The sequence below is a fragment of the Ideonella azotifigens genome, assembly GCF_021043325.1.
Lineage (GTDB): Bacteria > Pseudomonadota > Gammaproteobacteria > Burkholderiales > Burkholderiaceae_C > Ideonella > Ideonella azotifigens.
In genome coordinates, this window is sequence record NZ_JAJNKD010000012.1 from 122,827 (window position 1) to 144,393 (window position 21,567).

Genomic DNA, 21,567 nt, shown 5'->3' on the forward strand with positions numbered 1-21,567 from the left:
CACGTGGATTCTGTTCGGCGACCAGATCAGTGACAGTTCGGTCATCCCTTCACGAAAGCCCGAACATGTCCGCCATCAAGCTCTACACCTTCTCCCTCTCCGGCCACGCCCACCGGGTGCAACTGGCGCTGTCGCTGCTGAACCAGCCGGTCGGGCTGATCGAGATGGACCTGCGCGGTGGCCAGCACAAGCGGCCCGAGTTCCTGGCGCTGAACCCGTTCGGCCAGGTGCCGGTGATCGACGACAACGGCTTGGTGCTGGCCGATTCGAACGCCATCCTGGTCTACCTCGCGCGCCGCTACGGCAACGCCGACTGGCTGCCGACGGACGCCGCGGGCGAAGCCGCGGTGCAGCGCTGGCTGTCGGTGGCCGCCGGTCTGCTGGCCTTCGGCCCGGCGGCGGCCCGGCTGGTGACAGTCTTCGGTGCCGGCTTCCGGCCGGAAGAAGTCATTGCCCGCGCGCACGGCTTGCTGAAGGTCATGGACGCCGAGCTGGCTGGCAGACCCTTCCTGATCGGCGCCAGGCCCAGCATTGCCGACATCGCCAACTACAGCTACATCGCCCACGCGCCAGAAGGCAATGTCTCGCTGGCCGACTACCCGAACGTGCGCGCCTGGCTGGCCCGCATCGAAGCCTTGCCAGGCTTTGTGCCGATGCCGGCCACCGCCGCTGGCCTGCGCGCCGCCTGAGGACCGTCATGGACACCGCCCTCACCACCTCGCCCTGGCACCGCGGCGAACAGGCGTTGCAAGCCCATGTCGGCGTGGCCGAACGCATGGCCGAAGTTGGCCCCCGCGTGATCCGCGACTTCATGCCGGACCAGCACCGGCAGTTCTACGCCCAGCTGCCGTTCATCGTGGTGGGCGCGGTGGACGCGCAAGGCAGTCCCTGGGCCGGCGTGATCGAAGGCGAGCCCGGCTTCCTGCGTTCGCCGCAGCCCCAGCGCCTGGTCCTGGGTGCGCTGCCGGCCGAGGGTGACCCGGTACGCGGGGCGCTGGAAGACGGCGCGCCGCTGGGCCTGCTGGGCATCGAGCTGCACACCCGGCGCCGCAACCGGGTCAACGGCCGCGTGGCCGCACTGCATGCGGGCGGCTTCTCGCTGGCGGTCGGGGAGTCTTTTGGCAACTGCCCGCGGTACATCCAGCAGCGCGGCTTTCGTTTTGCGCGTGCGCCGGGTTCAGCATCGGGCGCTGCCACCCAGCACCTGCAGGCGCTGGACGACGAGGCCCGTGCCCGCATTGCCGCGGCAGACACCTTTTTCGTCGCCAGCCATTTCCCTGGCGACCAGCAGCGACCCAGGCCTTCGGTCGACGTCTCTCACCGGGGCGGCAAGCCCGGTTTTGTCAAGGTCGAGGGCAACCTGCTGACCATCCCGGATTTCGCCGGCAACCTGTTCTTCAACACCCTGGGCAACCTGCTGCTGAACCCGCGCGCCGGCCTGCTGTTCATCGACTTCGAGACCGGTGAACTGCTGCAACTCAGCGGCCACACCACACTGGTTCTGGACGGCCCCCAGCTCGCCGCTTTCCCGGGCGCCGAGCGTTTGTGGACCGTGCGCGTCGAACAGCTCGTGCGGCGGCGGGGCGCGCTGGCGCTGCGCTGGTCCTGAAGCTTCAGCCCAGCAGCTTGGGCAGCATGCCGGCCACCTGCGCCAGGCATTGCTCGCGCAGCTTGTTTTCGGTGCGGCTGCGGCCGATGTAGCTCGTGACCACCACGGGCGCACGGCCGCCGGTCGGCCACACGACGGCGATGTCGTTGGTGCAGTCGTCGCTGGTGCCGGTCTTGTCGCCCAGCGTCCAGCCTGCCGGCAGGCCGGCCTTCAGGCGGTGGCCGCCAGTGGTGTTGGCGCGCATCCATCCCACCAGCAGTTCTCGCTGCTGCGGTGGCAATGCGTTGCCCAGGGTCACCGCCCGCAGCGAGCCGGCGGCGGCGCGCGGCGTGGTGGTGTCGAACTGGCCGGTGGCGTCGAACTCGTTCAGCGCGGGCTCGGTGCGGTCGGAGCGGGTGACGTCGTCGCCCAGGCTGCGCATCCAGGCCGTCAGCGAGGCCGGGCCGCCGTAGCTCGCCAGGATCAAATTGGCGGCGGTGTTGTCGCTGTGGGTCATCGTGGCCTGGCACAGCTCGCCCAGTGTCATGCTGCCGCGGCCGACGGCCTTCTCGGTGACGGGCGAGTAGCCGGCGAGGTCCGCCTTGCCAAACGCGATCACCCGGTCCAGCCGCTCCTCGCCGCGGGCCACGCGGTCCAGCACGCGGGCGGTGGCCTGCAGCTTGAAGGTGCTGCACATCAGGAAGCGTTCGTCGGCCCGGTGGCCCCATCTGCGGTCGGTGGCGGTGTCCTGGATGAAAACGCCCAGGTGGCCACCGCTGGCTTTTTCGATGGCCTGGAAGCGCGAGCTGACCCAGTCGTCGAGAGAACCTGTTGTGGCGGAAGCTGAAGTTTTCGCGGAGGCGAGCAGAGGGGAGGCGGCGAGGGCCAGGGCTTGCAGACAGTGGCGGCGTTTCATGGGCAATGAGCTCAATGGGTTGAAGTGCATGGGACGCGACGATAGGGGCCGGGCCACCACCTCACAATCGCGAATATTGCAGCTCTGACCCAAGGAAAACTTGGGACTCTCTCATGGACCTGCCGCTGAACGCCTTGCGCGCCTTCGAGGTGTCTGCCCGCCACCTGAGCTTCACCCGCGCAGCCGGCGAGCTGAACCTCACGCCCACCGCAGTGAGCCAGCATGTGAAGAACCTGGAGTCGCGCTTCGGCATGGCGCTGTTTCGCCGCTTGCCGCGCGGGCTGGCACTGACCGAAGAAGGCCAGGCCTTGCTGCCGGTGCTGGCCGAATCCTTCGAACGCATTGGCGGCACGCTGGCCACCTTGCGCGAAGCTCGCCCGCGCGAGGTGCTGGCGCTGGGCGTGGTGGCCACCTTTGCCATTGGCTGGCTGCTGCCGCGGCTGCAGGGCTTCCAGCAGGCGCATCCGTACATCGACCTGCGCCTGTCCACCCACAACAACCGCGTGGACCTGGCCGCCGAGGGCCTGGACGCCGCGGTGCGCTTCGGCGACGGCCACTGGCATGGCACCGAGGCGCTGCCGCTGATGCGCGCGCCGCTGGCGCCGGTGTGCGCACCGGCCCTGGCCACGCGCATCCGCACGCCACGCGACCTGGGCCGCGAGACCCTGCTGCGTTCCTACCGGGCCGATGAATGGCAAACCTGGTTCCGTGCCGCAGGCGTCGAGCCACCGGTCGTGCGCGGCATGGTGTTCGACGCTTCACTGGCGCTCGCCGAAGCGGCGGCGCTGGGCGCTGGCGTGGCGCTGCTGCCGGTGGACCTGTTCATCCGCGACCTGCGCAACGGCCGCCTGGTTCGCCTGTTCGACGTGCAGATCGACAGCGGCCGCTACTGGCTCACGCGGCTGGGTTCGCGCAAGCGCAGTGCGGCACTGCAGGCCTTCGAGGCCTGGATCAGCGCGGAGTGTGACGTGCTGTAGAGCCCTATAGTTTTCTATAGAGCTCTATAATCGACTCTAAAGCTGAGGCCCGAAATGGAAATCTTTCACCGTACGGCACTGGCCGCGGACATGGCAGGCAAAGTCATGTTCTTGTCACCCACGTCGGCATCGAGTTCAGGCCTCTTCCTGGCCGCGCCTCGCCGCACGGGCAAGTCCACCTTCCTTCGTGAGGACCTGCGCCCTCAATTGGAAGCCAAGGGTGCACTGGTCGTCTATGCGGATCTGTGGGAAGACCGCAAGGCCGACCCGGGCGATGTGATCGTGCATGCCGTCAGGGCCGAGCTGGCCAAGCATGACGGTGTCGTCAAGCGACTGGCCAAGGCCGCTGGCATGGACAAGGTGGCGGTGGGCGGGGTCTCCTTTTCGCTGGATCGCGTCGGCCTGGGTGACGGCGTTTCGCTCTCGGCCGCGTTTGCGGCCCTGTCCGACGAGAGCAAGCGCACCATCGTGCTGATCATCGATGAGGCGCAGCACGCCATCACCAGCGACAAAGGCAACGATGCCCTGTTCGCGCTCAAGGCGGCCCGCGACGAACTCAACAGCAGCCGGCATCACGGTCTTCGCATCGTGGCCACTGGTTCCAATCGAGACAAGCTGGCCATGCTGCGCAACAGCCGTGACCAGGCCTTCTTTGGCGCGCCACTGGTGAACTTTCCGGCACTCGGTGCCGACTACGTGCAGTGGTTCTGCGAACGTACCGATCTGCCCGCCGAGCTCGACGCTGCCAAAGTGCTGGAATTGTTCAGCCGGGCATCCTTCCGCCCGGAATTGCTGGGCGCAGCCGCAGACACGCTGCGTTTTGCTTTTGATCTCCAGCCCGCAGACGTGTCCGCACAGTTCACCCAGGCCGTGGAGGCGCAGATCGAGGCCAGCAGCCATGAACTGCTGCGCGTGGTGCACAGCCTGACGCCGCTGCAATCGGCCGTGCTGCGGGTGCTGGCTGCGCGCGGCACCGACTACGCGCCGTTCGAGGCCAACACGATTGGCGCCTACCAGGCCGTGCTGCAAGCGACAGGACAGCCCGCAGACGCCAAGGCAGACGTTCCCGGTGTGCAGCAGGCCTTGCTGGCGCTGCAGGAGAAGTCGCTCGTGTGGCGGGCCGCGCGAGGCGTGTACGCGCTGGAGGAAGCCTCGCTCAGCGAGCTGATGGCAGCCGACGGCCTGTTGGCCGTTGTGCCTGCGGCGGCAAGCTAGCTGGCGGGCTTGTCGGTTCAGCCGGCGCGGGCGACCTGCGCCGCGCTGTCCTTGACCGTTGGCTTGGCCGTGGCGCGGTGGCGTGTGGCGGTCTTGCCGGTGCCGGTCCTGGCGGGTTCTGCTGGCGTTGCGTCGGCCGGGGCGTCGGCGTCCAGGCTCAGGGCCAGCGCGCCGGGGGTGACGGCTGCTTTTGCGGGCACGGAGGCGGGCGCTGCGCTGGCCGGGGTGGCCGCGCCGACCTTGCTCGCCGGGGTGGCGGGCACCGGCGGGCCGTCCAGGCGGATCACGCGGCTGGGCGCTTCGCGGTTGTCCAGCGCGGCCCAGGCGGCCTGCGTGTGTTCGGCCCAGTCGTCGGCCGAGCGGATGATGCTGGGCTTGATCAGCACCACCAGTTCCTTCTTCTTGCCAGCGTTGTTGCGGTTGCCCAGCACGGTGGCGGTCAGCGCATTTTCGGCGCTGCCCGGCAGGCCGGAGGTCTGGCGCGTGGTCTCCATCTGCATCAGGCCGCCGATGGCGACGATCTGGCCGTCCGGAATGCGCACCACGGTGTCGGTCTCGTTGGTGCTGCTGGAGGCCAGCGGCAGCTTGTAGGCGCCCAGCGAGCCCAGGTCGATCTGCTTGGAGCGTTCGGCCACGCTGCTGACGGAGGGGTGCACGTGCAGCGTGATCATGTTGCCGGCGTCGATCTGCGGCGTCACGTCCAGCGCAATGCCGGAGAAGAAGGGCGTCAGCGTCAGCGTGGGCAGCGTGGTCTGGCCGGCGCTGGTGCCGGTGGACGTGGTGACCGTGCCGCCGGACACGCCGGTGACGAAGAAATCGTCCGTGCCGACCTTCAGCACCGCCTTCTGGTTGTTCAGCGTGGCCAGGCGCGGGCTGGACAGGGTCTGCACCTCGCCATGGGTTTCGAGGAAGCCCAGCACCGCGGCAAAGCCGTTGGTTGCCAGTGACAGGCCGAACAGCCCGCCACCCGCGCCGGGCAGCGCCATCGCGTCGGTCGCCAGGTCGGCGGCCTGGGTCAGCGTGGGCAGGCCGTTGTTGTTGACGAGCAGCGGGTTGCCGCCGTAGCCGCTGGTGTTGCCTGCCGCACCGCGGCCGCGCAGCACCGACCAGTCGATGCCGCTCTGGTAGCCCTCGCGCAGCTCCACGGTGACGATCTTCACGTCCAGCATGACCTGGCGTTCGATGGCCATGCGCGCGGCGCTCAGCATGGTTTCGACCTGGCGAAGTTCGTCGGGCATGGCCCGCACCGCGACCATGCCGGCCTGCGGGCTGAGGATCACGCTGCGGCCGCCGGCCGTGCCGATCATGGTCTTGATGGCATCGCCCAGCTCGCCCCACAGGTCGCTGTGCGACTGGGTCGTCAGCTGCGTGCTTTCCATCTGCGTGCTGCTGTTGCTGCCGTTGCCGTTCGAACCGTTGTTGCCGTTGGCATTGCCGCTGTTGCCGCCGCTGTTGTTGTTGTTGCCGCTGTTCTGCGCGGTCGAGCTGCCCGAGCTGACGCGCACTTCGCTGCGGCCATTGCGCTGGGTCGGCAGGTAGTTGACGACGAACACCCTCGACTGCATGGTCGGCGGGTAGACGGTGATGCGCCGGCCATCGACCTTGATGTCATAGCCGTACACATCGCGCAGCGCTTCCAGCGCCTCGCGCATGGTCACGCGGCGCAGCGTCACCGAGATGCTGCCGGCCAGCTCCGGGTGCGTCAGCATGTTGTAGCGCCCATCCGCGGCCAGGGCCAGGAAGACGTCGCGCGCCGGGGCGTTGTTGACGATCAGGTCGAAGCGCGGCTCGCTCGGGGCGGCGGCCACGGGCGGCGCTGCCACCGGCGTGGCGGGCGCCGGTGCCGCGGCCACCGGTGCGGCAGGGCGCGGCGTGGTGGCGGCTTCGTTGGCCGGGTTCTGCAGCACCGCCTGGAGCGGGGTGGTGCGTGGCAAGGCGGTGGGCCCGTCGGTGGCCACGCTGGCGCAGCCGCCAAAGGCCAGCAGTTCGGCCATCAAGCCAGCCAGGCCCAGCAGGCGCGGCAGCGCGGCAAGCCGCGGCGGGCTGGCCTTGGCCGGGTGCAGGGGCGAGGGCAGGGCGGGCGATTTCATCGGGTCTCCTCCAGGGCGGTGCCCGGCGGGGTTTGCATGGGGTCGGCGGCCGGTGCGCTTTGCGCGCCGGTGGCGGATTTGCGGCCAGCCTTGAGGCCATTGATCGAGGCGGTCTTCACCGGCGAAGCCGGCAGCACCTGGACCTGCGGGTACAGCGGCAGCTTGCGCAGCACGCCGGCTTCGCGCAGCCACACCGCCGTCGGCTCGATCTTCTCGATGCGGGCCTCGCCGACGTAGTCGCCCACGCCGCGTAGCCAGCCGCGGTCCACCAGGAAGGGCTTGTCGTTGATCACCAGGCGCTGGGCGAGTGCGGCGCTGAGCAGGTCGCCGCTGCTGGCGGGGCCGGCATCTGTGCTGGCCGAAGCGGGGGCGGCCGGTGCGCGGGCGGCGGCGGGCGCAGCGGTCGGGTCGCGTTCGGCGGTGAGCTCTTCGGCGTGCAGCGGCTGGCTGGCCAGCGCATTCAGCAGCACCAGCGTCGACAGCGCAATCGCCCAGCCCCAGGCCCAGCGGCTGGACAGCTTGGGCACCACGCGGCGGCCCTGTTGCGGATGCACATGGCGCAGGCGTTGCAGTTCGTTGGTGTGGCTCATGCGTTGCTCCCGGCCAGCCACAGTTGGATGGACATGACCGGCGGGCTGGTGTCGGCGTCCAGGATCAGGGTGCCCCAGCGCAGGCCGGGCAGTTCGTGTTCAAGTTCGATCAGGAAAGCGCGCAGGTCGGCAAAGCTGCCTGACACGCTCAGCTGGGCGCCCTGCCAGGCCGGCAGGCCTGCGGGCGCGGAAGGGGCGGCGGCAGGCGCCAGCGGCGCAGCGGCGGTGGGTGCCAGCGCGGCGGAGGCGCTGGGCGACATGGCCATCACCAGCGCGGTGGCGTCCAGGCTGCGGCCGCCGGGTTTGGCGGTGGCGCCATCGCTGCTCGGCCGGGTGTTCAGCCGCACCAGCGTCACGCCGCGGTGGTGCTGCAGCACTTCGGCCAGCAACTCGGGCAGGGCCACGCGGGTGTGGGCGCCTTCAGGCGGCTGCAACTGGGCGCTGAGGCCGGCCTGCGCGGCGCGGGCTTCCGCCAGTGCGCGCTGCAACTGGGCCAGCTTGCGCCCGGCGTCATCGGTGGCGCCTGACAACTGGCCGGGCAGGTGCGGCAGGCTCAGGCGGGCCAGTTCCTCGCGCTGCACGGCCAGCTCGGCCTGGGTGCGCTGCAGCTGGCTGCGCCAGCCGGCCTGCTGCTGCAGGCTGGGCGCAATCACGGCCTGGTCGGCAATCGCCATCATCACCACTGCCAGCGAGCCGAACAGGAAGGCCCGCTCGCGCAGGCTCATCGCGTCGATGCGCGAGGCCAGCTTTTGCAGGCGCTTGGGCGTCTTCATGGCTGGGCTCCGGTGGCAGGTGTTCCGGCTTGCACCGGGTTGTGCGAGGCGTTCAGGCGGAAAGCCCAGCCCGGGCCGCCGCTGGGCAGCGGCTCGCTGCGCAGTGGGCTGTCGGCACTGCCGCCCAGGGGCGCGAGTGCGTTGGTGGCGGCGTCCAGGCTGTTGCCGGCCTGCAGGCCGGTGGCGCCGGTCGGCGCATTCGCCAGCTTCTCCACCCGCACCTGGGCCAGCGGCTGGCCGGCCAGCAGCGGCTCGGCCGAGAGGCGGCGAATCCAGCCCTGCAGCGCGTTCGGGTCCAGCGTCAGGCCGTTGATCTCCAGCTGGCTGGGGGCCACCTGCAGCCGGGTGATCCAGGCCGGGCCGGGCACCGTGCGGGCCATCAGGGCCAGCACGGCAGAGTGGCTCTGGCCGGGGCGCAGGTAGGTGCCTTCGGTGGCGGCCAGCTGTTGGCGCAGCAGCAGCGTGTCGGCCTGCACGCGGGCCAGTTCACGCTCCAGCTGCGCCGGGTCGTTGCGGCCATGGGCCGTGCTCAGGGCCTGGTCCAGCTGCTGTTGTTCCGCGCTCAGCCACCGGCGGTTTTCTTCGTAGCTGTGCTCGCGGGCCTGGGTCTGCCAGGCGACCCAGCCGCAGAAGCCGGCCAGTGAAACGGCCAGCACGCCCAGCGCCTGGGCCATGGCCCTGGCCGAGAAGTGCAGCCTGGGCTTGAGCAGGATGGGGGTGTAGAGGTTGATCTGCTGGACCATGGCTCAGGCCTCCGGGCGGTCGCGCAGCAGCGCGCCCAGCAAGCTCAAGGGCGGCAGCGTGCCGGCCGGGCGTTCGCCCAGGTCCAGGCCGGCAGACAGGTCCAGCGGCAGCACGCGCAGGCCCAGCTGTTCCTGCAGGAAGCTGGCGGCGACCACGCTGGCCGCGTGGGTGGCTTCGCCGGGCGGCTGCAGCATCAGCAGCGAAAGCGGCAACTGCGGCCACGAGCGTTCCCACACGTCGAACGAGCGCTGCAGCTCGATCACCATGCGCGGCGTGTCGTCGGCCGCGAATTCGATGGCGGCGCTGGCTGGCGTGTAGGCCGCGGTGGCGGCCGGCGCGAACGCGGCGAGGCCGTCGTCGGCGCTGAGCAAAGGGTCGTCGAACGAGAAGCTGCGCGGGGCGTCATGGGGGAGGTCGGCTGCGATGTCGCTGCCGGCGGCCACCATTTGCGCATCGCCCAGCATGTAGTGATGGGCCGTGCTGTCGGGTGTCGCTGGCAAGGCCGGTGCAGCGGTGGCTGCGGGCGCCGCGGCGCGCTCCGCCCGGGCCAGCAGGGCCGGGTCCCATTCCAGGCGGCGGCTGTAATACAGCTCGCCCCCGGCGCAGATCGTCAGCAGGCAGGTCTTGTGGTCGTGCACCGCCAGGCAGGCGGTGGCGCGGTCGGCCAAGTCCATCTGGGTGGCGGCGGCATGCTGCAGGTTGCGCTGCGCGTTGTCGGCCACGTCCACCACGGCCAGGCGCCAGCCGGCGCCGGTGGCCAGCGCAGCCGCGGCGGCCACTTCCTTGTTCGGCGCGGCCACCACGAACATCTGCTCATGGCCCTGCACCTGGCTGCCGGGCTGGCCCAGGCGCATGACGTCCAGCGTCACGTCGTCGATGTGGCCGTTGACCATGTCCTTGGCGCGCCAGCGGGCGGCTGCGCGCAGTTCGTCGGCCGGCACCACCGGGGCTTCGATCTGCAGCAGCTGGTAGGCTTGCAGCGGCAGCACGGCGGTCGCCGGCGAGCCATTCGGCAAGCCCAGCTGGCGCACCGCGCGGGTCCATTCGGCGTCGGTCTGGCCGTCGCGGGCCAGCTCGCCATGCGAAGCCAGGCGCAGCCGGCCGCCTGCCGGCTCTGCGCGCAGCCAGGCCAGGCCTTCAGGCGTGCTGCAGAACACCAGCCGGTCTTGCCGATTCCCGCGGGCGTTGCGTTGCCAGGGCCAGCGCAGCTTCATCTCAGGTGCTCTCGTCCGTGGAAAGGGGTTGCGTGGCGCCGCCATCCGGGCCTTCCCCGGCCATCACAGGCGTTGGCATCATCCACAGGCACAGCCAGCCGACGATGGCCGCTTGCAGCGCGTATTCCAGCCAGCGCGCGGACGCGCGCGGCCGGGCCGTCGAAGGCAAGCGGGCGGGGCGAAAAACCGAAAGGGCGCGGAAGGCAGGCATCACGAGGACCGGGTTGACTGCATGAAGGAAGTGCGCGCCCAGGGCGCCGCACGAGAGGTACTGCTTTCCCGGGATTTTGCGGACCGGCCGCGAAAGCGAAGCCCTGAAAAGGGGCGCGAACGCGGGCAGATCCGGGCCTTGGGGGCTAGCATCAAGCCCTTGCCGATCACGGGGGAAACCCATGTCCAAGCTCAAGTTCCTGCGGTTGGCGGCCAGCAGCATCGCGCTGACTCTTGGCGCCTCGGCGCACGCACAGTCAGCCGCGGCCGTTGCACCGCCAGCCTACGACCCGGTGCTCGCCGCCAAGCTCGGCGGCAACGACAATGGCATGCGCCAGTACGTCCTCGTGATCCTGAAGACCGGCCCGAACCGCGTGCCAACTGGCCCGGAACGCGACGAGATGTTCAAAGGCCACTTCGCCAACATGAAGCGCCTGGCCGACGCCGGCAAACTCGCCATCGCCGGCCCCTTCGACGGCGACGACGGTTGGCGCGGCATGTTCATCTTTGCCGTGCCCACCGTCGAAGAAGCGAAGACCCTGGTCGCCACCGACCCGGTGGTCATCAAGGGCGAAATGGTCCCGGAGTTTCACCCGCTGTACGCCTCGGCGGCGCTGATGCTGGTGCCGGACGGGCATCTGAGGCTTTCGAAACCGGCGCCAGCTCAGTAGTTCTCCCGCGAGAAGATCAGCGGGTCCGCGCCGCGATACAGCCCGAAGCTGGCGCGTGCGGTGGGGTCCTTGTCGGTGCCCGCGCCGCACCAGGCACCGCGCAGGTAGGCGAGGCTCGCGCCTGTGCTGGCGGCGTCGCCGGTGCCGGGCGTCCAGGGTTGCAGGCAGGAGACGTCTGCTGCTGTGCTGCCCAGGCTCAAGGCCACGTCGACGCTGCCGCGGTGGGTGGCCGTGGGCGCGTTGAGCACCAGGCTGGCCTGGCCTGCAGACAGCGTGATGCTGGTCGCGACAAGGTTGGTGTCGGCGGCGGTGAGGGTCTTGCGGTAGTTGCCGAAGTTGACCGCGGTGGCCGGCACTTTGGTGCAGCTGTCCAGCGTGTTCGGTGCCCAGGCGCTGCCGTTCCAGTACTGGGCCTGCAGCGGCATGCTGAGTGCGCGGTCTGCCGCGCCAATGGCATTGAGGAGCCTCAATCGGCCGTGACGCAGCACGATGCTGGCCAGCTGCGTGTGGTCGCTGGTTCCGTCAGCGGGCAGGTTGGTGTCCAGGTCGTAGGCGAGCATCTTCACGCCGTCGCTGTCGACCGGGGCGATGCCGAAGCTGGCGCTGAACGGGCCATCGGCCGGTGTGGTGCGGCTGACCTGGGCGCTCAGCTGCACGTTGCTGGCCACGCCGTTGCTCCAGCTGCCGCTGCCGGCCGAGACGCTCAGGCGCGCTGGCGAGCCGGTGGTGGCGAAGGCGGCGCTGTTGCCGCCACCGCTGGCGCTGGCCACGCCGGCCAGGTTCCAGCTGCCGGCACTGCCGGGGTCCAGCCTGGCGAAGCTGCCGGTGTAGTTGGCGGTGGTGGCGCCTTGGGCGTTCTGCGCGGTGAGGGTGAAGCCCAGGCGGAAGGGTTCGTCCAGGTAGTTGAAGCCGGCGGCCGGGCTGCAGGCGGCGGCAGGCCGGTAGCCCAAGCTGCCGCCGCTGAGGGCAAAGCCGGCGGGCACGAAGCGGCCGATGCGGGCGTTCTGCGTGCCCGCGTTGTTGACCACCACCGCATCGAGGTTCAGCGCACTGCCCAGGAAGCCGGTGACCACGCCAACGGTGTTGAGCAGGAAGCTGCCCACCTCGCTGTAGCGCAGGTTGCTGGCGGTGGCGCTGCCGCTGCTGAAGTTGCCGGCGGCGAGCGCCCCGTTGCCGAGGCTGCCCAGCGTGCCGCCAGCGGGGGTCTGGCTGGCAGCGGCCGGGCTGAGCGTGACCGGGCTGGCAAAGCTGGCGGTGCGGCCGCCGGCGGTGAGCTGGGCCTGGGTGGCCGAGCTGGCGGGCGAGCCGGTGTTGCCGGCATCGGTGCCGTTGGCTGTCATGCTGCCGTCCCAGGCGTAGGCGGCCACGGTGGCGGCGAACGCGGCGCCTGCGGGGGCGAAGACGGCATCGGTTGGCGCGGCGCCATTGGGGTTGTGCAGGCTGCCGTAGTCCAGGCCCGAGACCAGGATCACGAAGGGCCGCACGGTGAGGATGTTGCTGGCGCCGGTGATGGCAGTGGCGGCATGGCTCAGCGAGTCGTCGCGCACGTTGAGGCTGTAGCGGCCGATGTCGGTGCTGCCCAGGTTGAAGCTGGCCACGCCGCTGGTGAAGTTCAGTGCGAGGTTGCTGGCCGCCGGTTGGGTGGCAGGGATGCTGAGGGCTGGCGAAACGATGCTGGGCGCCGTCCAGCTGCCGGTGGTGCCGCTGTCGGTGCGCCAGAGCTTGAGGTTGCGGCTGCCGCTGAAGTCGGTGGCCACGCCGCAGCTGCCGGTGGTGGGGTCCTTCTTGAACAGGCTCAGCGTCATGTCGTGCGGCCGGCGGGCCACGGCCACGTCGCTGCCGGCCACCTTGTTGGCCAGGTCCTCGGCGAAGACGAAGGCGTTGTCGCGGAAGGCGATGGGGCCCACGCTGTTGGCGGTGGCCGGCAGGGTGCTGTCCACCGCGCCCAGGCTCACGTCCTGCGCCAGCGAGTGGCTGAACTGCAGAGTGGCCTGGCCGGTATCCGCGGTGCTGAACATGTAGTTGGCGGTGCCGTCATTGGCCGTGCCGTTGGCCAGCGTGCCTTGTGGCGGGCTGGTGCTGCCGGCCGACCAGTCGCCGCGGTTGCTGCTGCTGCTGAGGTTGACGGTGCCGGTGTAGCTGGTCAGCAGTGCGCTGCAACTGGTGTTGGAGCAGGCACGCAGCGTGATGCTGGCCGGCGCGCAGGTGGAGCCGCTGCTGCTGCCCGCGGTGATCTCGATGTGGTCCAGCGGCGGCGGGCAGCCGTGTGTGGCGTTCATCGTGAGCAGCACCTCGGCTGCACTCAGCTCGTAGTTGTAGACCTGCACCTCGTCGATCAGGCCGGCAGCCGAGTTCGCGGTGGCGCCAGCGGGCAGCGCGGTGCTTCGGTTGTCGCCAATGAACAGCGAGTTCAGCGTGGTCGAGAGGCTGCCATTGGTGGTGCCGTTGGTGGTGGCGCCCAGCGTGCCGTTGACATAGATGCGCAGCGTGCTCTGGTTGGTGCCGCTGGCCAGGCGCCAGGTGATGACCACGTGCACCCAGGTGTTGGCCGCGGTGGTGCGGGTGGCGGTGGTGGCCACCAGCGCGGTGCCGGCGTCATCGGCCACGGCGAAGCGCAGGCTGCCGGTGCCGTTGCGCATCAGGTAGAACGGGTAGCTGGCGGAGGCGGTCGCATCCATCAGCATCGCGGCGGTGCCGTTGTTCCATGCGGTGTCCTCGCGCAGCCAGAAGGCGATGCTGCCGCTGGCACCGACCGCGCTGTCCACGTCCAGCGCGGTGTCCACCGCGTTCACCGTGCTGCTGGTGTTGGCCGGCACGTCCAGCGAGCGGCAAACCTGCGCGATCGAGCTGGTGGCAGTGGCGCTGCCCACGCGCACGCCGTTGTAGCCATGGCCGGTGCTGTCGGCCACTTCGCCGGCGGTGCCGTTCCAGGCGCTTTCGTCCATGCGGTACTCGGCCAGCTTGGTGGGCGTACCCGAGGGCAGGAACCAGCGGATGGCCGAGCCGTTGGCGTTGTAGCCGCTGTTGAAGGAGTACAGCGTGTAGTCGCTGCTGTTCACTTCCACGCCGATGGTGGCGTTCGAGCCCGAGGCGTTGGCATTGCCGTACTGGTACTTGAACTCGCCGCTTTCGTAGAGCACGGCCTGGAAGGTGTAGGGCGTGGTGGTGTTGTACTGGTAGACGTTGTTCCAGCTGACCACCAGCCGGCGGTTGGGGGCGCTGCCCTTGAGCTCCCAGGTCACGCCGCCACTGGTGGAGCGGCCGGGGTCCAGGTCGGTCCAGTAGACCAGCAGCACCGCTGTAGGGGTGGCAGCGGCGCAGCCGGAACCGTAAGCGGCGGGCGCGGCCACCGGCAAGGTGGTGTTGGTGTAGGTCCGGTGCAGGCCGGCATCCGGGCCGAATTGCAGCATGCCGTTGGCCAGCACGCGCACGCTGCCGTAGCTGCTGCCGGCGAAGGGGAAAGTGAATCCCCCGGTGAAGCTGATCGTGGCCTTGTCGTCGTCGTTGGGATAGCCGGTGCAGCTCTTGTCCCAGGTGATGGTGTTGGCCGCCGATTCCCAGCTGTAGGTGTCGCTCCTGAAGGTGTAGGTGGCGGCCTGGGCAGGCATCAGCGCCAGGCAAAGCCAGGCCATCGCCAGCCACCGCGCCAGCCCGCCACAACGCGCGAGGAAGAGGAAACCGCCTGGTGTCATGGGCATGCCTTGTCCTCAGGGCCGGGCCAGCATCCAGCTCAGCTGGCGCTCGACGTAGACGGCATTCGGCGTGCCGGTGGCCGGGCAGGCGCCGCCGCTGGGCAGGTTGCAGGCGGTGGCGGTGAGCTGGTAGAAGGCCAGGTTGGTGGCGCCATCGCTCACAGTGCCGCTGGTGGGCGTGCGGCTGCAGACGATGGTGACCGTGAAGCCCGAGAGCGTGCCGCCGGGCACGAAGCTGGTGGTGGCCGGGCAGGCCGGGGCGGCGGCCGGCGCTGCCGGGTTGCGCATGACCTGCCAGGCGCCCCATTCCAGCCCGGCACGCGCGGCCTGCATGGCCCGGGCGCTGTTCAGGTCCATGGCCGAGCCCAGGGCCTGGCGCTGGCTCAGCGCGGCCAGCGCCGTGCCCAGCGCGGCGAGGATCACCAGCACGAAGATCATCGTGACCATCGTGAAGCCGCGCTGCGCAGCTTCGCGCTCAGGGCAGGTTGTCGATGTGGACGGCATGGTGCAGGGAGACGGTTTCGGTCCCGCTCGTCGTGGTCGTGCTGAGTTGCAGGCGCAGGCTGACCAGCGCCGCGCGGGCGGCCACGGCCACCGCGTCCATGCTGAACTGGCAGGCGGTGACGCCGCTGGCCAGCAGCGCGCTGCTGCCGCCGCTGGGAGGGTCCGGCTGGGCGGCGTTGAAGCCGTAGCCGCTGTAGCGGGTCAGCGTGCCGGCGGAAAGATCGCAGCGGAAGGTGACCGGGGCGTTGACGACGAACCCGCGGAATGGCGCGGCATAGTCGGACACCGGCAGGCCGGCCGCCGAGGCAATCGTCAGATGCGAGACCGAGCCGGCACCCGAGCTGATGCTGCGGCGGTTGGACGCGGCCTGATCGGCGGCGCTGCTGCTCGCGGCGTAGGCGTCCGAGCCGGTGATGCCGGCACCGAGGTTGTAGACCACGAACCACTGGTTGGCGGCCAGCGCGATGGGCGGGCCCATCAGGTCGAAGTCGGTGTCGGTGACGCCGAACTCCAGCGCGCCGCTGCCTTCGGTCATGAAGCGCGCGGCGGCCGTCACCGGGATCAGCTCGACTTCGGTGCCGGCGCTGTTGACGCGCACGCTGTTGGGCAGCGAGGCATGCAGCTCGCGGCCGATGCGGCGCAGCGCGCCATCGGCGGTGTCGGCCAGGTTGGCGCGCGCATTCGCCGAGAGGTAGCCCAGCACCGGCACCGCGATGAACTTGGCAACGATGCCGACGATGATGCCGCTCAGCACGATGACCATCACGGCTTCGATCAGCGTAAAGCCACGTTGGGCATGACGGTGGATCGTGCGGCCACAAGGAAGCGCCGGGCCGCCCCAAGCTTCCTTGACCCCCTCGGGGGGCGGGCCGAGCGCAGCTCGGACCTGGGGGCACTGTTCAAAGGCCGGCATTGGGAGCGTGGCGGGTGCGGAAGCCGTCCAGCGTGACCTGCACGCCGTTCGGTCCAGTGACGGTGACGGTGATCTGCAGCGCCTCGCTGCTGGCCACGCTGCCCAGCGCGGCGTTGGCCACCTTCACTGCCGCGGTGTAGGTGGACAGCCCGGGCACGGCGTTGCCGCTGATGTCGGTGATGCCGCTGAGCGTGAGGCCGTTGTAGTCGTTGACGTTGTCGAACTGTGGCGTGCCCGAGCGCTGCTCGCCGCCTTCCGGGCCGATGACCTCGACCACGCTGGCGCAGCCGGCAGTGCTGGTGGCGGTGTCGACGTTGGCGTCGTCCGGGTCGCACCAGGTGAAGGGCATCAGCTGCACCTCTTCCATCAGCGACTCGGCCACGGCCAGCGCCTGGCGCTGCAGTTGCGGGTCCGCACTGGCGCGGGTGGCCTGGATGAAGACCTGCAGGATGGCGGTGAGCGCAATGCCCAGCACCATGATCAGCATCACCAGCTCGATGAGCGAAAGCCCGCGCTGGCCCGTCTGCAGCTGCAGGCGGCCGGGGCGGTCGGCATGGCGGAGGGCGGAATGGGCAGGCAAGCGCACGGTGCCAGCATGCTAGGGCGGCAGCCGCTGCGGCAGTGCCTCAAGAAAGCACGCGAACCAGGCCTGTTTCGGTCTCGATCTGCAGCACGCGGGCGGTGCCGCTGCCGAGCGTGAAGGTCATGGTCAGCGTGCCGCCGGTGGAGCTCACCGAGGCGCCGCTGTTGCTGGCGTTGAAGGTGATGCTGCGGGTGCCGGACTCCAGCATGCAAGGGCTGTACGCAGCTGGGCACGCGAGACTGGCAATGCTGCCGCCAGCCACGTAGGCCACGGTCACGCCGGTCGAGGTCAGCGTGGCCACCACCGGCCGCCGCTGCGCGAGCGCCACGCGGCGCGCGCTCTGCAGCGCACTGGCCACATTGTCGGCATAGGCCATGACCTGCCAGTTGCCCACGTCGGGGAACTTCGGCAGCGCCACCACGGCCAGGGCCGCGGTGATCACCATCACCATCACCAGTTCGATCAGCGTGAAGCCGGCGCTGCGGATGCGCGATGCAGGGCGCATGGCAGTCAACAGCGGGCTTCGTTCAGGCCAGAACCAATCAGAGGATGCCGATGGCCTGGAAGGTCGTGGTGTTGCTGGTGGAGGTCTGGGTCAGCGTGCAGTTGACCGTGGTGTCCACTGCCACGGCAGCAGCGGTGATGGTGTAGCCGGTCGGGAGGGTGTTGCCTTGCATCGAGGTGGCCACGTCGGTGCAGTTCGCCACGGCGTTGCCGTTGGTCGCCTTGGCCTTGCGGCTGGCGTAGTTCACAGCCGAGGCCGAGCTCAGCGAGCCGGCCACGCCTGACAGCGCGGCGGCCTTGGCGTCAGAGCCCAGGTCTATGAACTTCGGGATCGCGACCGAGGCCAGCACCGACAGGATGACGATGACCATCACCAGTTCGATCAGCGTGAAGCCGGCGTTCAGGCGCAGCGGTTGCAGGTTGCGGGTGCGATGGCGGGTGTGCATGAGTGAGACCTTTCGAGTCGCGCGGCGGGCGGGCCGCAAAGGGTTTGGATCGCCGACCTCGCCCAGGGTTGATGGCAGCGTGAGCCTGTTATCGGCGGGCCTTTGCCCGGCTTGAGGGCGCACTTACATTCACGATGAATGTCCCATGGCGGCCTGGCCCATGCCCCAGAGCGGCATGAAAACGCCGAGCGCCAGCACCAGCACCATGGCACCGATGACCAGCAGCAGGATGGGCTCGATCGCCGAGGACAGGCCCTTGATCGCGTGGTCGGTCTCGCGTTCGTACATGTCGGCAATCTCGACCAGCAGCGTGTCCAGCTCGCCGGTTTCTTCGCCCACGGCGATCATCTGCAGCACCACCGGGGTGAACACGCCCGCGGTGGCTGCGCAGCGCGAGATGCTTTCGCCGCGCTCCACGCCGTCGCGCATCTGCTCGACACGCGAGCCGATCCAGGCGTTGTCCACCGTGCGGGCCACCACCGTCATGGCCTGGCTGATGGGCACGCCGCTCTTGGAGGCCATTGCGAAGCTGCGGGCGAAGCGGGCCAGCGTGGCCTTCAGCACGATGGGGCCGATGATGGGCAGGCGCAGTTTTTTCCGGTCCCAGAGGTAGCGACCCTCCGGCGTGGCGAGCCACTGTCGCAGCAGCATCACACCGCCGACGCTGCCGGCCAGCAGCAGCGGCCACCAGTGCACCGTGAAGGACGACACGCCCAGCAGCACGCGCGTCATCAGCGGCAGCTCGGTCTTGAAGCCGGCGAACATCGTGGCGAAGGTGGGCAGCACGAAGATGTTGATCACCACCAGTGCCGCGACGATGGCGATGCCGACCATCATCGGGTAGCGCAGCGCCTGCTTGATGCGGGCGCGGGTGTCCAGCTCGAATGCCATGTGGTCGGCCAGGCGCTGGAAGACCTCGGTCAGCTTGCCGGTCATCTCTCCCACCTGCACCATGGCCACATAGAAGGCGCTGAAGATGTCCGGATGCCGGGCCAGCGCGGCCGAGAGTTCGCGGCCCTGGTCCAGGCTGGCGCGCAGGTCGGCCAGCAGCCGGGTCAGCGCCGGCTTGTCGGACGAGGCCTGCAGGCCGTTGAGCGAGCGCAGCAGCGGCACGCCGGCCTTCTGCAGCGTGTAGAGCTGGCGCGACAGCACGAGGGTGTCTTCGCCGGTCACCTTGTTGCCCAGCAGGGCCTGCAGCGCGGGCGAGCCGGTGGATTCGCCACTGACGGCGGCGGCCAGCTCGGTGAGGGTGACGGCAATCGGCGTGACGCCGCTGGCCAGCAGCTGGTCGGCGACGATGTTGTCGCTCTCGGCCTCGCTGTTGCCGGTGATCAGTTCGCCGCGGCTGTTGCGGCCGCGCCAGGCATAGGTGGCCATGGGTTTCAGTGGCCCGAGTTGTCCACGTCCGAGGCCATGCGCAGGGCCTCGGTGATGGAGGTGCGGCCCAGGCGCAGCAGTTCCAGCGCGTGGTCCACCAGGCTGCGGCCGGCCATGCGCTTGCGCGCGGCGGCGAGGAAGGCGGTCGGGTCGCCCTGGGTGGCGGCCTGGGTCAGGTCGGCGTCCATTTCCAGCATCTCGTAGACGCCGTGGCGGCCGGTGTAGCCGGTGCTGTTGCACTGGGTGCAGCCGCGGCCGCGCTTGGGCGCGATGCCGGCCGCACGTTCGCCCGCCACCGCGTCCAGCCAGGCCTGCTGCTGCGGGGTGAGGGCATGTGGCTCGGCGCAGTGTTCGCACACGCCGCGCACCAGGCGCTGGGCGATCACGGCCTGCAGCGAGGTGGCGACCATGAAGGCCGGCACGCCCATGTCCAGCAGGCGGAACGGCGTGCTGATGGCGTCCTTGGTGTGCAGCGTGGAGAGCACCATGTGGCCGGTCATTGCGGCGCGCAGGCCGATCTCGGCCGTCTCCGGATCACGCATTTCGCCGACCAGGATCACGTCCGGGTCCTGCCGCAAACAGGCGCGCAGCACACGCGCGAAGGTCAGCTCGATCTTGTCGTTGACCTGCACCTGGGTCAGGCCCGGCAGCCGGTATTCCACCGGGTCTTCGACGGTGATGATCTTGTTCTGCTCGGCGTCCACCTCGGCCAGTGCGGCGTACAGCGTGGTCGTCTTGCCGGAACCCGTGGGGCCGGTGACCAGCACCATGCCGGAGACGCGGCCGAGGATCTCGGTGAAGCGTCGCAGCATCGCCGAAGGCATGCCGATGCTGTCGAGCCGGCGCACCGCGCTGTCCTGGCCCAGCAGCCGCATCACCACCGATTCGCCATGCTGGCTGGGCAGCGTGGACAGGCGCACGTCCAGCGTGCGGTCCTTCAGGCGCAGCGAGAAGCGGCCGTCCTGCGGCAGGCGCTTCTCGGAAATGTCCAGCGAGGCCATCAGCTTCAGGCGCTGCGTGAGGGCTGCGGCAATGCGCTTGTCGGCCTGCGCCTGGGTCTGCAACACGCCGTCCACGCGGTTGCGGATCAGCAGCTCGCGCTCCTGCGGCTCCAGGTGAACGTCGGACGCGCCGACGTTCACGGCGTCCTCGAACAGCGATTGCAGCAGCCGCACCACGGGCGCGGCTTCCTGGCCTAGGCTGGCCTGCAGCGTGCCGAAGTCCACCGCATCGCCCACGTCCTTTTCCAGCGCCTTGGCCAGGCCGGTGATCTCGTCGTTGCGGCGGTAGTGCTTGTCGAATGCTGCCGGCAGCTGGCTCTCGGCCGCCACCGCGATCTGGATCGGCTTGCGCAGCAGCCGCACCAGTTCGTCATAGGCGAACAGGTCCAATGGGTCCGCCACGGCCACGGTGCAGAACTCGCCCTTGTCTTCCAGCACGATGGCGCGGTGGCGCCGGGCGGGGGACTCGGGCAGCAGCTTCACCGTGTCGCTGCGCAGCGGGAAGGTCTTCAGGTTGACAAACGGAATGCGCAGCTGAGTGGCCAGGGCCTGTACCACCGCCTCTTCCGTCACCAGCCCACGCTCGATCAGCAGGCGACCGAGGCGCTTGCCCGTCTGCTTGCCTTCCTCCAGCGCCTGCTGCACCTGGGCCTCGGACACCAGCTTCTGCTGCACCAGCACGTCCCCCAGCCGCAGCTTGGGCGGCTTGGCAAAGGTGGTCGGGCTGGCGGGGGCGGTCGGATCGGCACTCATGGCAGGCAGCCGCGCGGGAAAAGCGCAGCGCAATGTCGGGTACCGAGGATGCTAGGAGCTGGGCGAGAAAGCGATGGATGGATGAAGCCGGGGTTCAAGGCCCAGATCGAGTCTTGCAACTTGCCAGCTGCTGGTTGTGCCGGTCACGGGCGCTTGGCCCCTGCCGCCAGGGTCAGGTCTCGGCGCTGTTGACCACCCGCTCGATGCGCCTGTCCGGCACCAGCCAGATCAGCGCCGACAGCACGTAGAACGACAGTGCCAGCCAGGTCATCCAGAACGAGGAGGCGATGCCGGCGATGTAGAGGAAGGGCGAGAACTTGCCTTTCCAGTCGCTGCCCAGCGCGCGCTTGAGCATGGACTCGTTGCCGTCCACCGACATGATGCAAAGCTGCAGCAGGTACCAGGCGACAGCGCACATCAGCAGCACGAAGCCGTAGACCGCGCAGGGCAGGGGGCCGAAGTGGTTCTCGCCCAGCCAGCCCGTGACAAAGGGCAGCAGCGACAGCCAGAACAGCAGGTGCAGGTTGGCCCACAGCACGCCGCCGTTCACGTGCCTGGCCGCGTGCAGCATGTGGTGATGGTTGTTCCAGTAAATGCCGACGTAGATGAAGCTCAGCACGTAGCTGAGGAACACCGGCGCCAGCGGCAGCAGCGAAGCCAGGTCTTCGCCGTGTGGCACCTTCAGCTCCAGGACCATGATGGTGATGATGATGGCCATCACGCCATCGCTGAAAGCTTCAAGCCGGGTCTTGCCCATCGTGGGTTCCTTGTGCTGGTTCGATTGATGGCGTGAGCATGGGCGGGCG

General features: G+C 69.4%; 21 protein-coding genes. 5 read left to right on the forward strand and 16 right to left on the reverse strand.

The window, feature by feature from the left end:
• The first annotated feature begins 65 nt into the window (after positions 1 to 65).
• Complete coding sequence (locus tag LRH25_RS22430; protein WP_141285919.1) at positions 66 to 689, forward strand: glutathione S-transferase family protein; 624 nt, start codon at positions 66 to 68, stop codon at positions 687 to 689.
• A gap of 8 nt (positions 690 to 697) precedes the next feature.
• Positions 698 to 1,609 carry a pyridoxamine 5'-phosphate oxidase family protein gene (locus tag LRH25_RS22435; RefSeq protein WP_141285917.1) on the forward strand — a complete coding sequence of 304 codons (912 nt, stop codon included), beginning with the start codon at positions 698 to 700 and terminating at the stop codon, positions 1,607 to 1,609.
• Positions 1,610 to 1,613: 4 nt separating this feature from the next.
• On the opposite strand, the gene bla is transcribed toward LRH25_RS22435, so the two are convergent.
• A complete protein-coding gene (bla, locus tag LRH25_RS22440; RefSeq protein ID WP_211361308.1) occupies positions 1,614 to 2,504 on the reverse strand; it encodes a class A beta-lactamase in 891 nt (296 codons plus the stop codon).
• Positions 2,505 to 2,617: 113 nt separating this feature from the next.
• On the opposite strand from bla, the gene LRH25_RS22445 reads away from it, so the two are divergent.
• Both LRH25_RS22445 and LRH25_RS22450 read left to right on the forward strand, forming a co-directional pair.
• Positions 2,618 to 3,481 carry a LysR family transcriptional regulator gene (locus LRH25_RS22445; RefSeq protein ID WP_231012257.1) on the forward strand — a complete coding sequence of 288 codons (864 nt, stop codon included), beginning with the start codon at positions 2,618 to 2,620 and terminating at the stop codon, positions 3,479 to 3,481.
• A 105-nt stretch (positions 3,482 to 3,586) separates the two neighbouring features.
• Complete coding sequence (locus tag LRH25_RS22450) at positions 3,587 to 4,696, forward strand: AAA family ATPase (RefSeq protein WP_231012262.1); 1,110 nt, start codon at positions 3,587 to 3,589, stop codon at positions 4,694 to 4,696.
• Between the two features lie 17 nt (positions 4,697 to 4,713).
• On the opposite strand, the gene LRH25_RS22455 is transcribed toward LRH25_RS22450, so the two are convergent.
• The 6 genes from LRH25_RS22455 to LRH25_RS22480 are packed head-to-tail and all read right to left on the reverse strand — an operon-like array spanning position 4,714 to position 10,540.
• A complete protein-coding gene (locus LRH25_RS22455; protein WP_231012263.1) occupies positions 4,714 to 6,786 on the reverse strand; it encodes a secretin GspD/PilQ domain-containing protein in 2,073 nt (690 codons plus the stop codon).
• Positions 6,783 to 7,376: a hypothetical protein gene (locus LRH25_RS22460; RefSeq protein WP_231012265.1), complete on the reverse strand. Its 594-nt coding sequence runs from the start codon at positions 7,374 to 7,376 to the stop codon at positions 6,783 to 6,785. The genes LRH25_RS22455 and LRH25_RS22460 overlap by 4 nt, the downstream gene beginning before the upstream one ends.
• Positions 7,373 to 8,149, reverse strand: coding sequence for a hypothetical protein (locus tag LRH25_RS22465; protein WP_231012267.1), 777 nt, complete (start codon positions 8,147 to 8,149; stop codon positions 7,373 to 7,375). The genes LRH25_RS22460 and LRH25_RS22465 overlap by 4 nt, the downstream gene beginning before the upstream one ends.
• Positions 8,146 to 8,892, reverse strand: a complete 747-nt coding sequence (locus LRH25_RS22470; RefSeq protein ID WP_231012269.1) for a PilN domain-containing protein — start codon at positions 8,890 to 8,892, stop codon at positions 8,146 to 8,148. The genes LRH25_RS22465 and LRH25_RS22470 overlap by 4 nt, the downstream gene beginning before the upstream one ends.
• Positions 8,893 to 8,895: 3 nt before the next feature.
• Positions 8,896 to 10,107, reverse strand: coding sequence for a hypothetical protein (locus LRH25_RS22475; protein ID WP_231012272.1), 1,212 nt, complete (start codon positions 10,105 to 10,107; stop codon positions 8,896 to 8,898).
• Between the two features lies 1 nt (position 10,108).
• Positions 10,109 to 10,540, reverse strand: coding sequence for a hypothetical protein (locus LRH25_RS22480; RefSeq protein WP_170201160.1), 432 nt, complete (start codon positions 10,538 to 10,540; stop codon positions 10,109 to 10,111).
• On the opposite strand from LRH25_RS22480, the gene LRH25_RS22485 reads away from it, so the two are divergent.
• Entirely contained in the window at positions 10,524 to 10,988 is a 465-nt protein-coding gene (locus LRH25_RS22485; RefSeq protein WP_231012274.1) for a YciI family protein, read from the forward strand. The genes LRH25_RS22480 and LRH25_RS22485 overlap by 17 nt on opposite strands.
• Here the strand turns inward: LRH25_RS22485 and LRH25_RS22490 are convergent.
• The 9 genes from LRH25_RS22490 to LRH25_RS22530 all read right to left on the reverse strand — a co-directional run bounded on the left by LRH25_RS22490 (position 10,982) and on the right by LRH25_RS22530 (position 21,518).
• Positions 10,982 to 14,686: an NIDO-like domain-containing protein gene (locus LRH25_RS22490; RefSeq protein ID WP_231012275.1), complete on the reverse strand. Its 3,705-nt coding sequence runs from the start codon at positions 14,684 to 14,686 to the stop codon at positions 10,982 to 10,984. The two genes, LRH25_RS22485 and LRH25_RS22490, sit on opposite strands and share 7 nt — an antisense overlap.
• A 9-nt stretch (positions 14,687 to 14,695) precedes the next feature.
• Positions 14,696 to 15,184 (reverse strand): agglutinin biogenesis protein MshP, encoded by a 489-nt coding sequence (locus LRH25_RS22495; protein WP_231012276.1) that lies wholly within the window; start codon positions 15,182 to 15,184, stop codon positions 14,696 to 14,698.
• Entirely contained in the window at positions 15,156 to 16,097 is a 942-nt protein-coding gene (locus LRH25_RS22500; RefSeq protein WP_141290003.1) for a type II secretion system protein, read from the reverse strand. Before LRH25_RS22500 ends, LRH25_RS22495 begins: the two co-directional genes overlap by 29 nt.
• Positions 16,084 to 16,677: a type II secretion system protein gene (locus LRH25_RS22505; protein ID WP_231012277.1), complete on the reverse strand. Its 594-nt coding sequence runs from the start codon at positions 16,675 to 16,677 to the stop codon at positions 16,084 to 16,086. Before LRH25_RS22505 ends, LRH25_RS22500 begins: the two co-directional genes overlap by 14 nt.
• Before the next feature lie 46 nt (positions 16,678 to 16,723).
• On the reverse strand, positions 16,724 to 17,185 hold the full coding sequence (locus LRH25_RS33195) for a prepilin-type N-terminal cleavage/methylation domain-containing protein (protein ID WP_141290004.1): 462 nt from the start codon (positions 17,183 to 17,185) through the stop codon (positions 16,724 to 16,726).
• Between the two features lie 37 nt (positions 17,186 to 17,222).
• Positions 17,223 to 17,630 carry a type II secretion system protein gene (locus LRH25_RS22515; RefSeq protein ID WP_141290005.1) on the reverse strand — a complete coding sequence of 136 codons (408 nt, stop codon included), beginning with the start codon at positions 17,628 to 17,630 and terminating at the stop codon, positions 17,223 to 17,225.
• Positions 17,631 to 17,759: 129 nt separating this feature from the next.
• Positions 17,760 to 19,007: a type II secretion system F family protein gene (locus LRH25_RS22520; RefSeq protein ID WP_141290006.1), complete on the reverse strand. Its 1,248-nt coding sequence runs from the start codon at positions 19,005 to 19,007 to the stop codon at positions 17,760 to 17,762.
• 5 nt (positions 19,008 to 19,012) lie between these two features.
• Positions 19,013 to 20,761 carry a GspE/PulE family protein gene (locus LRH25_RS22525; protein WP_231012278.1) on the reverse strand — a complete coding sequence of 583 codons (1,749 nt, stop codon included), beginning with the start codon at positions 20,759 to 20,761 and terminating at the stop codon, positions 19,013 to 19,015.
• Positions 20,762 to 20,933: 172 nt separating this feature from the next.
• Complete coding sequence (locus tag LRH25_RS22530; protein ID WP_141286860.1) at positions 20,934 to 21,518, reverse strand: TMEM175 family protein; 585 nt, start codon at positions 21,516 to 21,518, stop codon at positions 20,934 to 20,936.
• Between the last annotated feature and the right edge of the window lie 49 nt (positions 21,519 to 21,567).

Bases quoted from the DNA above. Each gene is read 5' to 3' on its own strand.
- LRH25_RS22430 (WP_141285919.1), top strand. From the start codon at position 66: ATGTCCGCCATCAAGCTCTACACCTTCTCCCTCTCCGGCCACGCCCAC.
- LRH25_RS22435 (WP_141285917.1), top strand. From the start codon at position 698: ATGGACACCGCCCTCACCACCTCGCCCTGGCACCGCGGCGAACAGGCG.
- bla (WP_211361308.1), bottom strand. From the start codon at position 2,504: ATGAAACGCCGCCACTGTCTGCAAGCCCTGGCCCTCGCCGCCTCCCCT.
- LRH25_RS22445 (WP_231012257.1), top strand. From the start codon at position 2,618: ATGGACCTGCCGCTGAACGCCTTGCGCGCCTTCGAGGTGTCTGCCCGC.
- LRH25_RS22450 (WP_231012262.1), top strand. From the start codon at position 3,587: ATGTTCTTGTCACCCACGTCGGCATCGAGTTCAGGCCTCTTCCTGGCC.
- LRH25_RS22455 (WP_231012263.1), bottom strand. From the start codon at position 6,786: ATGAAATCGCCCGCCCTGCCCTCGCCCCTGCACCCGGCCAAGGCCAGC.
- LRH25_RS22460 (WP_231012265.1), bottom strand. From the start codon at position 7,376: ATGAGCCACACCAACGAACTGCAACGCCTGCGCCATGTGCATCCGCAA.
- LRH25_RS22465 (WP_231012267.1), bottom strand. From the start codon at position 8,149: ATGAAGACGCCCAAGCGCCTGCAAAAGCTGGCCTCGCGCATCGACGCG.
- LRH25_RS22470 (WP_231012269.1), bottom strand. From the start codon at position 8,892: ATGGTCCAGCAGATCAACCTCTACACCCCCATCCTGCTCAAGCCCAGG.
- LRH25_RS22475 (WP_231012272.1), bottom strand. From the start codon at position 10,107: ATGAAGCTGCGCTGGCCCTGGCAACGCAACGCCCGCGGGAATCGGCAA.
- LRH25_RS22480 (WP_170201160.1), bottom strand. From the start codon at position 10,540: ATGCTGCTGGCCGCCAACCGCAGGAACTTGAGCTTGGACATGGGTTTC.
- LRH25_RS22490 (WP_231012275.1), bottom strand. From the start codon at position 14,686: ATGCCCATGACACCAGGCGGTTTCCTCTTCCTCGCGCGTTGTGGCGGG.
- LRH25_RS22495 (WP_231012276.1), bottom strand. From the start codon at position 15,184: ATGCCGTCCACATCGACAACCTGCCCTGAGCGCGAAGCTGCGCAGCGC.
- LRH25_RS22500 (WP_141290003.1), bottom strand. From the start codon at position 16,097: ATGCCGGCCTTTGAACAGTGCCCCCAGGTCCGAGCTGCGCTCGGCCCG.
- LRH25_RS33195 (WP_141290004.1), bottom strand. From the start codon at position 17,185: ATGCGCCCTGCATCGCGCATCCGCAGCGCCGGCTTCACGCTGATCGAA.
- LRH25_RS22515 (WP_141290005.1), bottom strand. From the start codon at position 17,630: ATGCACACCCGCCATCGCACCCGCAACCTGCAACCGCTGCGCCTGAAC.
- LRH25_RS22520 (WP_141290006.1), bottom strand. From the start codon at position 19,007: ATGGCCACCTATGCCTGGCGCGGCCGCAACAGCCGCGGCGAACTGATC.
- LRH25_RS22525 (WP_231012278.1), bottom strand. From the start codon at position 20,761: ATGAGTGCCGATCCGACCGCCCCCGCCAGCCCGACCACCTTTGCCAAG.
- LRH25_RS22530 (WP_141286860.1), bottom strand. From the start codon at position 21,518: ATGGGCAAGACCCGGCTTGAAGCTTTCAGCGATGGCGTGATGGCCATC.